General features: G+C 65.6%; 11 protein-coding genes. 5 read left to right on the top strand and 6 right to left on the bottom strand.

Annotated features, from left to right (window positions below):
• Positions 1–98 precede the first annotated feature (98 nt).
• On the top strand, positions 99–1,364 hold the full coding sequence (locus AC4BCK_RS16915) for a helix-turn-helix domain-containing protein (RefSeq protein WP_174177215.1): 1,266 nt from the start codon (positions 99–101) through the stop codon (positions 1,362–1,364).
• A 35-nt stretch (positions 1,365–1,399) separates the two neighbouring features.
• On the opposite strand, the gene AC4BCK_RS16920 is transcribed toward AC4BCK_RS16915, so the two are convergent.
• Positions 1,400–2,338, bottom strand: a complete 939-nt coding sequence (locus AC4BCK_RS16920; RefSeq protein WP_490566234.1) for a phosphoribosylaminoimidazolesuccinocarboxamide synthase — start codon at positions 2,336–2,338, stop codon at positions 1,400–1,402.
• A gap of 1 nt (position 2,339) precedes the next feature.
• Positions 2,340–3,656, bottom strand: coding sequence for a phosphoribosylamine--glycine ligase (gene purD, locus AC4BCK_RS16925; protein WP_251422812.1), 1,317 nt, complete (start codon positions 3,654–3,656; stop codon positions 2,340–2,342).
• Positions 3,657–3,767: 111 nt separating this feature from the next.
• On the opposite strand from purD, the gene AC4BCK_RS16930 reads away from it, so the two are divergent.
• Together AC4BCK_RS16930 and AC4BCK_RS16935 are read left to right on the top strand one after the other, a co-directional pair.
• Positions 3,768–5,375 (top strand): molybdopterin-dependent oxidoreductase, encoded by a 1,608-nt coding sequence (locus AC4BCK_RS16930; RefSeq protein ID WP_364321038.1) that lies wholly within the window; start codon positions 3,768–3,770, stop codon positions 5,373–5,375.
• A 36-nt stretch (positions 5,376–5,411) separates the two neighbouring features.
• Positions 5,412–6,428: an asparaginase gene (locus AC4BCK_RS16935; RefSeq protein ID WP_174177223.1), complete on the top strand. Its 1,017-nt coding sequence runs from the start codon at positions 5,412–5,414 to the stop codon at positions 6,426–6,428.
• Between the two features lie 64 nt (positions 6,429–6,492).
• Here the strand turns inward: AC4BCK_RS16935 and AC4BCK_RS16940 are convergent, their stop codons facing one another.
• A complete protein-coding gene (locus AC4BCK_RS16940) occupies positions 6,493–6,864 on the bottom strand; it encodes a VOC family protein (protein ID WP_363960511.1) in 372 nt (123 codons plus the stop codon).
• A 124-nt stretch (positions 6,865–6,988) separates the two neighbouring features.
• On the opposite strand from AC4BCK_RS16940, the gene AC4BCK_RS16945 reads away from it, so the two are divergent.
• Positions 6,989–7,366, top strand: a complete 378-nt coding sequence (locus tag AC4BCK_RS16945) for a sterol carrier family protein (RefSeq protein ID WP_174177227.1) — start codon at positions 6,989–6,991, stop codon at positions 7,364–7,366.
• A 28-nt stretch (positions 7,367–7,394) separates the two neighbouring features.
• On the opposite strand, the gene AC4BCK_RS16950 is transcribed toward AC4BCK_RS16945, so the two are convergent.
• From AC4BCK_RS16950 to AC4BCK_RS16960, 3 genes are read right to left on the bottom strand one after another with little or no spacing between them, the layout of a single operon-like run.
• Positions 7,395–8,156, bottom strand: a complete 762-nt coding sequence (locus AC4BCK_RS16950; RefSeq protein WP_174177229.1) for an SDR family oxidoreductase — start codon at positions 8,154–8,156, stop codon at positions 7,395–7,397.
• A 23-nt stretch (positions 8,157–8,179) separates the two neighbouring features.
• Positions 8,180–8,923, bottom strand: coding sequence for an aspartate/glutamate racemase family protein (locus AC4BCK_RS16955; RefSeq protein ID WP_363960514.1), 744 nt, complete (start codon positions 8,921–8,923; stop codon positions 8,180–8,182).
• A 10-nt stretch (positions 8,924–8,933) separates the two neighbouring features.
• Positions 8,934–10,502, bottom strand: a complete 1,569-nt coding sequence (locus AC4BCK_RS16960) for an NCS1 family nucleobase:cation symporter-1 (protein WP_251422656.1) — start codon at positions 10,500–10,502, stop codon at positions 8,934–8,936.
• 339 nt (positions 10,503–10,841) lie between these two features.
• Between AC4BCK_RS16960 and aceE the strand changes: the two genes are divergently transcribed.
• Positions 10,842–13,577 carry a pyruvate dehydrogenase (acetyl-transferring), homodimeric type gene (gene aceE, locus AC4BCK_RS16965; RefSeq protein WP_490566928.1) on the top strand — a complete coding sequence of 912 codons (2,736 nt, stop codon included), beginning with the start codon at positions 10,842–10,844 and terminating at the stop codon, positions 13,575–13,577.
• Positions 13,578–13,599: the final 22 nt, after the last annotated feature.

The raw sequence follows: 13,599 nt of genomic DNA on the forward strand, positions 1-13,599 counted from the left end.
AAGCCAGCACTGTCCTTGTTGACATACATTGTAAAATGTTTTCCACAGGGACTGTCAAGCATTTTGTACGAAGACCGTCCGGAAAAGGAGGAAATCCCGTGGGCAACGGATTCGGGGAGAAGCTCCGTGCGGAGCGTCTCGAACGGGGGCTGACACAGGCGGAACTGGGAAAGGACCTGTATTCCCCCAGCTATATTTCACTACTTGAGACCGGCCGCAGGGAACCTACGGCAGAGGTGATCGAGGAACTTGCACGCAGGCTGGAACTGGCACCCAAGGCGCTGGAAGCCTGGAGCCAGCCTATCTCGGTGAGCGACGCCGAATACGTCCTCGCCGGATTGTACGCCCGGCAGGCGTGGGACCTGAGGGACTATCAGCTCGCGGCAAGCCACGCCGCCACAGCTGCCAAGATAGCCCTCGAAGGCAGGAACACGAGCGCCTGGTGGAACATGACGTACATGCAGGCCGAGTGCCTCATCAAGCAGGGCAACTGGCAGGAATGCCAGCGCATCATGCAGCACCTGCTGGAGCACCCCATGGCAACGGAATCGGCCGGCCTCGCCGTCCGGGCCCGCCAGATGCTCGCCGGCATCTCCCAGGGCCAGGGCCAGCTGAGCGCGGCGGTGGACCACGCCATGGAGGCCGTGCGGCTGTGTTCCCAGCTGCCGAAGGGTTCCACGCTCATCATCGGGGCGCACCGGGCACTGATCGGCGCACTTGCCGAAAGCGGCCGGCTCGACGAAGCCTGGAAATACTGCCAGGCGATGATCGACCACGTGGATGAGCACTCCATGTCCCAGCTCGCCGGCGAAGTGGCGTGGGTGATCGGCAACGTGGCCTTCATGCGGCACGACTACCAGGAGGGCATCAAGCACCACGAACGGGCTGCCCGGCTGCTCTCCCCCGCCAACGACATCGAACTGTGGGCCCGGTTCAACAAAGCCTCGGCCGCCGTTCGCCTGTCCTCCGGGATCGTTGAGCCGGAGACGCTGTCATCGATTGAACGGGCCGAACTGGCCCTGTCCATCGTGGGTGGCAACAAGTCCGACCAGCTGGAGGTCGCTTTCATCCGCGCCCGCTGGCTGTACCTGACCGGTGACATCGTTGCCGCCGTCGAGAAGCTCCGCGAAATCCATGCGGAACGCGCCAGCCTGGCAAAGCACACCGCCGGTGAAGTCTCGCTGCTGCTGGGCAAGTCCCTCAAGGCCGCGGGTGAATCCGAGGAAGCCCTGGTGCACCTCGAGGAAGCCCAGAAAGCCTTCAGTGCGGCAGGAGCGGCTGACCGCGTCCAGCAGGCGATGGACGCGGTCCTGGAAATAAAACTGGCCCAGCAGCGCGCCGCGGCCGCTGCCAAAGCCAGCTAGCAAAGCACCATCCGCCGGGAGCAGCTGGGGCTCCGTCAGGCGAAGGTTTTCCCCGTCAGTTTCTCGTAGGCCTCGACGTAGCGGCCGCGGGTACGGTCAACAACCTCGTTGGGCAGCGCCGGTGGCGGCGTATCCGAGGACCTGTCCCAGCCTGATTCGGCAGACGTCAGCCAATCGCGCACATACTGTTTGTCGTAGGACGGCTGTGCCTGGCCCGGCTGGTAGGTGGCGGCATCCCAGAAGCGCGAGGAATCCGGCGTCAGCACCTCATCCCCCAGGGTGATGAGCCCCGTCACCGGGTCATAGCCAAATTCGACTTTTGTATCGGCCAGGATGATGCCCCGCTCACGGGTGATTTTCTCGGCGGTGTTGTAGATCTTGAGCGTCAGCTCGCTGAGGCGTCCGGCAATATCGTCGCCAACCATCGCCACCACGGCGTCGTAGGTGATGTTCTCGTCGTGCTCGCCCACCTCGGCTTTGGCCGATGGCGTGAAGATGGCACGGTCCAGCCGCGACCCGTCAACCAGGCCCTCCGGCAGCGGAATGCTGCACACAGTCCCCGAGGCTTTGTATTCCTGCAGGCCGGAGCCTGTGAGGTAGCCGCGGGCGATGCACTCCACCGGGAACATGTCCAGCTTCTTGCAGATCATGGACCGGCCTTCCACCTCGGCCGGGACGCCGTCTTCCACCGTGGAGCCCAGGACGTGGTGGTCCACGTCCAGCTGGTCGAACCACCACAGGCTGAGCTGGGTAAGGATGCGCCCCTTGTCCGGAATCAGGGAGGACAGGACGTGGTCATAGGCGCTGATCCGGTCGCTGGCCACCACCAGCACGCAGTCCTGGCCCATACGCTGCAGGACGGCCTCGTCAGCCGGCTCGTAGAGGTCCCTGACCTTGCCGGAGTAGACGTGCGTCCATCCGGGAAGGTCCAGGGTCTTGGTGTTGAAACCGCGGGGTGCTGGATCGTTGCTCATGTCAGGCCTTCGTCTTGGTCCCGTGGAGGGATGCGCTGGCAGTGGAGGGGACCTTTATTTCCCCGCGGGCGGCTTTTCCGCCAATGTCGGTGCGGAACTGCGAGCCCTCAAGCTGGACCAGCTCCACGCCGTCGTACGCTTTTTCCCGCGCGTCCACGAGGTCGCTGCCGAGGGCGACGACGGCGAGCACGCGCCCTCCTGCGGACACCACTTTGCCGTCCTCGTCGAAGGCCGTGCCGGCGTGGATGACGTGGACGCCTTCGAGCTCCTCCACCTTTTTGAGCCCGCGGATGCGGTCCCCGGTGCGGGGGGTGTCGGGGTAGTTTTCGGACGCGACGACGACGGCGACGGCAGTTTCCTTGGCCCACCGCAGCTCTTCCGCCTTGTCCAGTTCGCCCTTGGCGGCTGCCAGCAGCAGGGCACCGAGCGGGGTCTTCAACCGGGCCAGCACGGCCTGTGTTTCCGGATCGCCGAAGCGGACATTGAACTCGATGACGCGGGTGCCGCGCGAGGTGAGGGCCAGCCCCACGAACAACACGCCGACGAACGGGGTGCCGCGGCGGGCCATCTCGTTGACGGTGGGCTGGGCCACGCGCTCAATGACTTCCTGGACAAGGCCTTCCGGTGCCCACTCGAGCGGAGTGTAGGCACCCATGCCGCCGGTGTTGGGGCCTTCGTCGTTGTCGAAGATCCGCTTGAAGTCCTGGGCGGGTGAAAGCGCCACGGTGTTGTGGCCGTCGCACAGGACGAACAGCGAAACCTCGGGACCATCCAGGAACTCCTCGATCACCACCGAGCCGCCGGCATCGAAGCAGGACTGCGCGTGGGCGAGGGCCTCCCGGCGGTCCTTGGTGACCACCACGCCCTTGCCTGCGGCGAGGCCGTCATCCTTCACCACGTAGGGTGCACCGAAGGTATCCAGGGCCGATTCGGCTTCCCCAGCGTTCGTGGCCACCATGGCCATGGCCGTGGGCACTCCCGCTTCCGCCATGATTTCCTTGGCGAACGCCTTGGACGCTTCCAGCTGGGCTGCAGCCTTGCTGGGTCCGAACACGGGGATGCCCGCCTCGCGGACGGCGTCGGACACACCCGCGGCCAGCGGCGCCTCGGGGCCAACCACCACTAAGTCCACCGTCAGCCGAGTGGCCAGGGCGGCGACGGCGTCGGGATCGTTGCCGTCGATTTTGTGGGTGGGGACCAGCTTGCTGATACCGGCGTTGCCGGGTGCTGCATGGACCTCGGACACGTTGGGGTCGGCGAGCAGGGAGCGGACAATGGCGTGTTCGCGGCCTCCGGGGCCAATGACGAGTACCTTCACAGTCTCCAAGGGTACTTTGTGCACCCTGCGTGCTCCTAAGCTGTGTCACCGCCAGTACCGCACCGGCGTCCGGGCGACAATCCCGGAGCCTGTCCGCTCCGAATACCCGTCATGGAGAAGCTGAAGAACTGGTTCCGGGGACCCACTGCAATGGCGGCGCTGGCAGGCGTGGTGGCGGCCGCCGTCGTCCTTGCCGTGGCCGAACTGCTCGGGGCATTCTTCACCGCCCGCGCCACGCCGCTGATAGCCCTGGGATCAACTTTCATCGACTTCACCCCCTCGTGGCTGAAGGACTTCGCCATCGCCACGTTCGGCACCAATGACAAGGTTGCCCTCTTCGCGGGCATGGGCGTCACCATCACCCTGCTGGCGTGCGTGCTGGGCGTGGTGGCCTACCGCAGATGGGCGCTGGGCGTCGTTGGCGTCCTGTTCATGGGTGCCGTCATCGTGGCCAGCGTGGTGACCCGCGCCGGCGTCGGGCCCTTTGAAGCGCTGCCGTCAGTGGCCGGAACCCTGGCCGGCCTCCTGGTGCTGCGGTTCCTGGTCAAAAAGCTGCCGGCAACCAAGGCGTGGCCGGAAGCGCCGGCCGGCAGCGCCGTCGCTGATTTCCCGGACGTGGTGGCCGGGCCGGGGCAAGCGTCCCGCGCCGCAACCAGCCGCCGCCGCTTTTTCGCGGCGGCCGGAATCACCGCTGCCGCTGCCGGCCTGGCCGCAACAGGAGGCCGGCTGCTGGGCGCCGCCCGCAGCAACATCCTCCAGGCGCGGGATTCCCTGCAACTGCCCGCACCCGCCAAGGCAGCGCCGGCCGTTCCCGCCGGCGTCCAGTCTCCGGTGCCCGGGGTGGCGCCCTGGGTGACGCCAAACGGCGAGTTCTACCGGATCGACACCGCGCTTAGCGTGCCGGAAATTGACGTGGCGGACTGGGAACTCCGGGTCCACGGCATGGTTGAGGAGGAAATCCGCCTCACGTTCCAGGACCTGCTCGACGCCGACCTGATCGAGTCCCATGTGACGCTCACCTGTGTGTCCAACCCCGTGGGCGGCAACCTTGCCGGCAACGCCAAATGGCTGGGGTTCCCCCTCCGCGAGGTGCTCAAGCGGGCCCGGCCCAAGGATGGAGCAGACATGGTGCTCTCCACGTCCATCGACGGTTTCAGCGCCTCAACGCCCCTGGAGGTGCTGCAGGACGACCGGGACGCAATGCTGGCCATCGGCATGAACGGCGAGCCGCTCCCGCTGGAGCACGGCTACCCAGTGCGGATGGTGGTCCCCGGCCTGTACGGTTTTGTCTCCGCCACCAAGTGGGTGGTGGACCTGGAAGTCACCCGGTTCGCCGACAGCAAGGCGTACTGGACGGAGCGGGGCTGGTCCGAACGCGGCCCCATCAAGACCATGGCCCGGGTGGACGTTCCCAAGTCCTTCGCCAAGGTGCCTGCCGGCAAAGTTGCCGTGGGGGGCACCGCCTGGGCACAGACACGGGGCATCAGCAAAGTGGAAATCCAGGTGGACGACGGCGAGTGGATGGAAGCCGAGCTTTCCACGGAGGCGTCGCTGGTCACCTGGCGGCAATGGTCCTACCAGTGGGACGCCGCTCCCGGGCCGCACTACATCAAGGTCCGGGCCACCGACGGCTCCGGCGAGGTGCAGACAGACCAGCGCGCCGACCCTGTTCCCGATGGCGCGTCCGGGTGGCAGTCCGTGATGGTCACCGTGGAATAGCGCGGCATTCGGAGGGGCGACCCATAGACTGGCACCATGCCCCACAACCCCCATGCCACCTTTACCGTGGACTCCGCCGTGGAACTGGCCGTCGTCGAACGCAGCGGTTTTGTGGAATCCCGGCACATCGGGTCTGCCGTCCTCCTGGCAGCGGACGGATCCGTGGTCACTGAGCTGGGCGACATCAACACGCCCATCCTGGCCAGGTCCACGCTCAAGCCGTTCCAGGCTTTGGCGTCCATGCAGTCCGGCGTCCCGCTGCGGGGCGCCCAGGTGGCTGTTGCCTGTGGAAGCCACACCGGGTCCCTGGACCATATGGACGTGGTGGCGGGGATGCTCAAGGCCGCCGGAGTCCGTGAGGACCAGCTGCAGTGCCCGGAGGCATGGCCGCAGGATGAGACGGCCCGGAACTGGCTGGTGCGCTCCGAAAAGGGGAAGTCGCGCCTGGCCTTCAACTGCTCCGGCAAGCACGCCGCGTTCCTGTGGGCCTGCACGGAAAACGGGTGGGACACGCACAGCTACCTGGAGCCCAACCATCCGCTCCAGCAGCGGGTCCGCACTGTGGTGGAGGAATACACGGGCGAGAAGATTGCCCACCTGGGCATCGACGGCTGCGGTGCACCCGTGGCAGCGGTGTCCCTCAAGGGGCTTGCCAGGGGGTACTCGCAGCTGGCAAAAGCACCGGGCGACCAGAGCTTTAGCGCCCGCGCCGCCACCATCGCCACGTCGATGCTGGACTACCCCTGGGCCGTCCAGGGCATCGGCGAGGCCAACACGCTGGTCATGGATGAGCTGGGGGTTATTGCCAAAATTGGCGCGGAAGGCGTCCTGGCCATGGCTACGGCCCAGGGTGTCTCGGTGGCAGTCAAAATCCTGGACGGGAACGTGCGTGCCACGTCGCTGGTGGCCCTGACCCTCCTGGCCGCGGCCGGCGCGGTGGAGATACCCGGTGTTGCCAGCGTCCTGGAAAGAGTGGTTGATCCTGTGCTGGGCGGCGGCAGGCCGGTCGGCAAGATCCGGCTCGGCCCGGCGGTCTCGGCGCTTCTGGACTAGGTGATTCTGGACCAGGTGATTCTGGACCAGGCGCCCTTGGACAGGGCAGGCACGGCTGGACGCCTCACACGTGCTGGTCCACGATAATCGGGTTGCCGTCCGGGTCAACAACAATGAAGCTCGCCGGCCCTGCTGTTCCTTCCTCCGCTTCGCTGGCGAAAGTGACTCCCTGGCCCCGCAGTTCCCGCTGAAGGTCACGGATATCCGTAAAGGACTCCAGCGGCTGGGCGTCCTGGTCCCAGCCAGGGTTGAAGGTCAGCGCGTTCCTCTCCAACATCCCCTGGAAAAGTCCCACCACCGCCTGGCCATTTTTCAGGATCAGCCAGTTCTGCCCGATGTCACCGGCAAAACGCGTGAACCCAAGTTTTTCGTAGAAAGCCGTTGAAGCGGCGATGTCCTTGACGTTGAGGCTTACTGAGAAAGCGCCGAGATGCACGGGCCGTTCCTTTCCCTCTGTGGCGGGTGCTACCGATCGTACCCCCCCCCGGTTCCTTACTGTTAGGCATCCGCGGTACTCTGGTTGCCTTTGCCGCTGCATCCCCACGAAAGGGCCCCGAAACATGGCTGTAGCCCGTCGCCGGATCGACCCGAAGGAAGGCGCCGCAGCGGTGGAGGCATGGCGCAAAGCCGCCGGACCGTCGTCGGACGTTCCTGTCCCGCGGACCATCCTTGCAACGGCGGTGCGCTATACGCTCGAGGAAGTCACTGCGCGGGCGCCGGGAAATTCGGTGGAGGTGCGGGTGCCGCCGTTCGGCGTCACCCAGTGCGTGGAAGGCCCGCGGCACACGCGCGGCACGCCTCCCAATGTGATTGAGTGCGACGCCGCCACCTGGCTTGCGATGGTGACCGGCCAGTTGGGCTGGGCGGACGCGGTGGCCGCGCACAAGGTGGCCGCCTCCGGCCTCCGCGCGGACCTCTCCGCGCTGCTCCCCCTCTAGTACCAGAGTTTTTGGGTCAGCCCGGGGGTCAGCCGCGGCCGATGAACGGCATCCCCGCGGCGGTGATGACCACAGATCCGACGCTGGCCGACGGCGGCATGCCTGCCATCATCAGGACCGCACGGGCGGCGTCCGCAACCGGGAAGGTCGGCTCCACCCGGCGGCTGCCGTCCGCCTGCAGCGCCCCCGCGCCCACGCCGATGGTGTCCATGATGTCCGTGGCCGTATTGCCGATATCGATCTGCCCGCACGTGATCCCATAGCCCCGCCCGTCCAGCTCAATGCTTTTGGTCAGGCCGGACATGGCGTGCTTGGTGACGGCGTAGGCCACCGTCCGGGGCCGGGGCGAGTGCGCGGAGATGGAGCCGTTGTTGATGATCCGCCCGCCCTTCGGGTCCTGCGCCTTCATGGCCCGGACCGCGGCCGCGGCGCACAGCATGGAACCCGTCAGGTTGACCGCGAGGGTGGCGTTCCAGTCCTCCAGCGAAATCTCATCCACGCTGGCTGCCGGGCCGAACACGCCGGCGTTGTTGAACAGCAGGTCCACCCGGCCCCACCGCCGGCGGACGGCGTCGAAAAGATGCTCGACGTCGTCCTGCCGGGTGACGTCGCACGGCACCACCAGCGCTTCGGGGTGATCGTCCGCCGTCTCTTTCAACTGCGCTTCCCGGCGGCCCGCCAGCGCTACCCGGTATCCGGCGGCCAGCATCTGCCGGGCCACCTCCCGCCCGATGCCGGAACCTGCTCCGGTAACGACGGCAACCCGCGCGGCGGAAGGGGTAGTGTTCACGCTGTTCTCCTCGGGATCTGCTGCTAAAGGGCGGCGGGCACGCCAGTGCTGTTCAGCGGCCAGCCTATGACGGTCTTGGGCCGCGGCGCAGCGTAGGTCCGCACCTTGGAGGTGGACAGTCGCATGCGGACCAGGGATTCAGCGATGGCCACGGCGGAGGCCACGCCGTCCACCACGGGCACTCCGGCCCGCAGCCTGATCTGCTCGTCCAGTCCTGCCATTCCGCCGCAACCGAGCACAATCACCTCGGCCTTGTCCTGGCTGACGGCCAGCATCGCCTGGTTGATGATGGCTTCGACGGCGCGGTCCGGTTCCTCCTCAAGTTCAAGGACGGCCATGCCGCTGGCCCGGACGGAGGCGCAGCGCGCGTCGAGTCCGGCGAGCTTGAGCCGGTCCTCGATGAGCGGAACGGTGCGGTCCAGCGTGGTGACCACCGAGTACTTGTGCCCCAGGAACATGGCGGTGCTGGCGGCGGCCTCGGTGATGTCCACCACCGGGACATCCAGGAGCTCCTGCAGCCCTTCCCGTCCGTGCTCGCCGTAGCCGGCCTGCACAACGGCGTCGAACGGCTCCGGGTAGGAGGTGACGGCGTCCATCACGGCAATGGCGGCCAGGTAGCTTTCGAAGTTCCCTTCGCAGGAGTCGGCCCCGAACCGGGGTGTGATTCCCACGATCTCCGTGCCCGGCGCGGCGATGCTGCGTGCCGAAGCGGCGATGGAATCCGTCATGGACTGGGTGGTGTTGACGTTCGCAACGAGTATGCGCATCAGGGGATCCTTAGTGTTTGCTGGCGACGGCGATGGCCTCGCCGTCGCGGTCTTCGAGCCGCTGTGAGCGGTCGGCGATGAAGAAGTACACAACGGCTGCGATGCCGGCGGCGAAGAACCAGGCGAAGGGTGCTGCCGCGGCCAGCGCCGGGACGAAGGCGATGAGGAGAGCAAGGACGGCGGCCGGCACCATGGCGATGATGGCCCTGGGGTTGACGCCGTTCTTGTAGTAGTAGGTGCCCTCCGGCGAGGCTGTGTACAGCTCGGGGACGTTGACCTTGCCGCGGCGGATCAGCCAGTAGTCAGCCATGACGACGCCGAACAGCGGGCCGAGGAGGGCTCCGAGGCCGCCGAGGAAGTACACGATGACCAGCGGGTTGTTGTAGAGGTTCCAGGGCAGGATGACCAGGCCAATGACGGCGCTGACGATGGCGGCCTTGCGGAAGTCCAGGTGTTTGGGGAACAGGTTGGTAAGGGCGTAGACCGGAGCCACGAAGTTGGCCATGAGGTTGACCGCGATGGTCAGGATCAGCAGGGCCAGGCATGCCAGGACCAGGAAGAGCGTGTTGGGGATGGTCTGGACGATGTCCGAGGGGCTCTCGATGATGGTGCCGTTGATTTTGAACTGACCTCCCGCCATCACGACGACGATGGCGCCGAAGACGAGCATGTTGATGGGAATCCCCCAGAAGTTTCCGCTGACCACGGCCTTCTTGGAGACGGCGGACCGGGTGAAGTCGCAGAAGTTCAGGACGAACGTGCCGTAGATGGAGACCCAGAGCGCGCCGCCTGCGAAGATTGTCAGCCACATTTGCGGCCCTTCGAGGGCGTTGTCCGAGGACCAGGCGATGGCGCCGCCGGCTTCCATGAAGATCCAGACGGCGATGGCGGCCATGGTGACCAGGATGATCGGTCCTGCGAAGGCCTCATACTTGCGGATCATCTCCATGCCGAAGCTCACGATGACCAGTTGGACAACCCAGAGGATGACGAAGGCGATCCATCCCAGGGTGGACAGCCCCAGGATGGAGTCCTTGTCCAGCGCTCCGAGGCCCGGGAACATGGCCACGAGCATCACGCGGAAGACGACGGATGCGAGGTAGGTCTGGATGCCGAACCACGCGACGGCGACAGCGCCTCGGAGCAGGCTGGCGATTTGGGCGCCGCGGATGCCGAAGCTGATCCTGCTCATTACCGGGAAGGGGACCCCGGTTTTGACGCCCATGAATCCTGAGAGATTCAGGAGGCCGAAGAGCAGGGCAGCTCCGATGCCGAGTGCCAGCAGGATCTGCCAGCCGCCCAGTCCCAGGGCGAACAGTCCGATGGCGAAGGCGTAGTTGCCGAGGCTGTGGACATCGTTGGCCCAGAGGGTGAAGATGCTGTAGCCGGACCAGCTTCGGCCGGCGCGCTTGGTGGGGGCAAGATCGACGTTGTAAAGGGTGGGGCTGATGGCCTGGCCTGAAGCTGCGCTGGCTGATTCACAAAGAGCTTCGACGCCTGTGGCGGAGTGGGCTGAAGAGTCTGACGGCATTGTCAGGTCAGGAGCCTTTTCGACGCCGACCGGTGGAGGGGTCTGCATGGGGATCTCCGGTTCTTGAATGATTCGCAGTGGTGAGCGCTGGCCTGAAGGACCGGTTCTATTATTCCACATTGCGAAAAGTAGATATTGCTAAGTGGAATAAAAGTATGACCTGGATCACCCCTGGGTCAAGGAGTTTCGGCGGCACCGGCAGTCACATTCGGTTCGCAGGCGCCGACGTGCCGCTTGGGCAGCCCTGGAACCAAGCGTGTTTGACCCCACTTCCAACCTGTCGCTAATCTCGTATGGCAATAATGTTTTCTCACAATACGAAAACACTGGCCCAGCATTCAAAGACGAAAAGAGGCTGACGTGGCTGCAGGAGAAGATACCTCCCATATGCTCAGCGGGTTGACTAACCAGCTGCCTGATCGTGATCCGGAAGAGACTGCCGAGTGGGTTGAGTCCCTGGATTCGTTGATCAGGGAACAGGGCACGGAGCGTGCCCAATTCATCATGCGGAGCCTGCTGCAGCGTGCCGGCGCGCAGAGCGTCGGGGTGCCGATGGTGACCACCACCGATTACGTGAACACGATCCCGGTGGACCAGGAAGCACCCTTCCCGGGCAACGAGGAATACGAGCGCCGGTACCGGGCGTACATGCGGTGGAACGCCGCGGTGATGGTGCACCGGGCGCAGCGGGCGAACATCGGCGTGGGCGGGCATATCTCCACCTATGCCGGGGCCGCGACCCTGTACGAGGTCGGCTTCAACCACTTCTTCCGCGGCAAGGACCACCCCGGCGGCGGCGACCAGGTCTTCTTCCAGGGCCACGCCTCCCCCGGCATGTACGCCCGGGCGTTCATGGAAGGCCGGCTCTCGGAGGAGGACCTGGACGGGTTCCGGCAGGAAAAGTCCAAGGAAGGACACGCCCTGTCCTCCTACCCGCACCCGCGCCTGATGCCCGAGTTCTGGGAGTTCCCCACCGTGTCCATGGGCATCGGGCCGATGAACGCGATCTACCAGGCCCAGTCCAACCGGTACCTGCACAACCGCGGCCTGAAAGACACCTCCGACCAGCAGGTCTGGGCGTTCCTGGGCGACGGGGAAATGGACGAGCCCGAGTCCCGCGGCCTGCTCCAGCTCGCCGCGAACGAGAACCTGGACAACCTGAACTTCGTGATCAACTGCAACCTCCAGCGCCTGGACGGGCCCGTGCGCGGCAACGGCAAGATCATGCAGGAACTCGAGGCGTTCTTCCGCGGCGCGGGCTGGAACGTCATCAAGGTCGTCTGGGGCCGGGAATGGGATGACCTGCTCACCAAGGACACCGACGGGTCCCTGGTGAAGATCATGAACGAAACCCCCGACGGGGACTACCAGACCTACAAGGCAGAATCCGGCGGGTTCGTCCGCGAACACTTCTTCGGCAAGGACCCGGCCACCAAGGACCTCGTCGCGGACCTCACCGATGACCAGATCTGGAACCTCAAACGCGGCGGCCACGACTACCGCAAGGTCTACGCCGCATACAAGGCCGCCACCGAATTCAAGGGCAAACCCACCGTCATCCTCGCCAAAACCGTCAAAGGCTACGGCCTCGGACCGAGGTTTGAAGGCAGGAATGCCACGCACCAGATGAAAAAGCTGACTGTCGAGGACCTCAAGGAGTTTCGGGACTACCTGCGGATCCCCATTACCGATGCGCAACTGGAAGCGGATCCCTATGCCCCGCCGTACTTCCACCCCGGGCATGATGCACCGGAGATCGCCTACCTCCACGAACGGCGGAAGGCGCTGGGCGGTGCCGTTCCTGAACGCCGGTCGTCCCATGATGCCGTTGCGTTGCCGGATCCCAAGACGTTTGACGTTGCCAAACGCGGCTCGGGAAAACAGCAGGCCGCCACCACCATGGCCTTTGTCAGGCTCCTGAAAGACCTCATCCGGGACAAGAACTTCGGGCACCGGATTGTGCCCATCGTCCCGGACGAATCGAGGACGTTCGGCATGGACGCGTTCTTCCCCACGGCCAAGATCTACAACCCCAAGGGCCAGAACTACCTCTCCGTGGACCGCGACCTGGTCCTGGCGTACAAGGAATCCGCCCAGGGCCAGCTGATCCACCCCGGCATCAACGAAGCCGGCGCCGTGGCAGCCTTCACCGCCGCCGGCACCGCCTACGCCACCCACGGCGTGCCCCTGGTCCCGGTCTACGTGTTCTACTCCATGTTCGGCTTCCAGCGCACCGGCGACGCCTTCTGGGCCGCAGCAGACCAAATGACCCGCGGCTTCATCATCGGCGCCACCGCAGGACGGACCACCCTCACCGGCGAAGGCCTCCAGCACGCCGACGGCCACTCCCCCCTCCTGGCCTCCACCAACCCCGCCGTCGTCACCTACGACCCCGCCTACGGCTACGAAATGGGCCACATCATCCGCGACGGCCTCGAACGCATGTACGGGGAAAAGTCCGACGGCGGCGCGGCAGGTTCACAGGACCGGAACCTGATGTACTACCTGACCGTCTACAACGAGCCGATCACCCAGCCCGCCGAACCGGAGAACCTCGATGTGGAAGGTGTGCTGAAAGGCATCTACCGGGTGTCGGCGTCGGACCTTGCAGGACCGAAGACCCAGATCCTCGCCTCCGGCGTCTCCGTCCCCTGGGCCCTCGAAGCCCAGCGGATCCTCGCCGAAGACTGGTCAGTCTCCGCCGACGTCTGGTCCGTGACCTCCTGGAACGAACTGCGCCGCGACGGACTCGCCGCCGAGGAAGAAGCCTTCCTCAACCCCGGCGAACCCGCCCGGATCCCGTTTGTGGCCCGGCAATTGGCTGATGCGCAAGGCCCGGTCGTTGCGGTCTCGGACTACATGAAGGCCGTCCCCGACCAGATCCGCCAGTTTCTCCCGAACCAGTTCGCCTCGCTCGGCGCGGACGGCTTCGGCTTCTCCGACACCCGCGCCGCCGCCCGCCGCTACTTCAAGAACGACACCCACTCCATCGTGGTGAAAGCCTTGCAGATGCTCGCGGCGAGGGGCGAAGTCGAGGAGGGGGCGCCGTCGTACGCCCTGGACCGCTACAAACTCCTGGACGTGAACGCCGGAACCACCGGAGGGGCCGGCGGCGACGCCTGAGACAACAAGAGTTAGGGTGTGG

The organism is Pseudarthrobacter sp. As-47, from assembly GCF_058215595.1.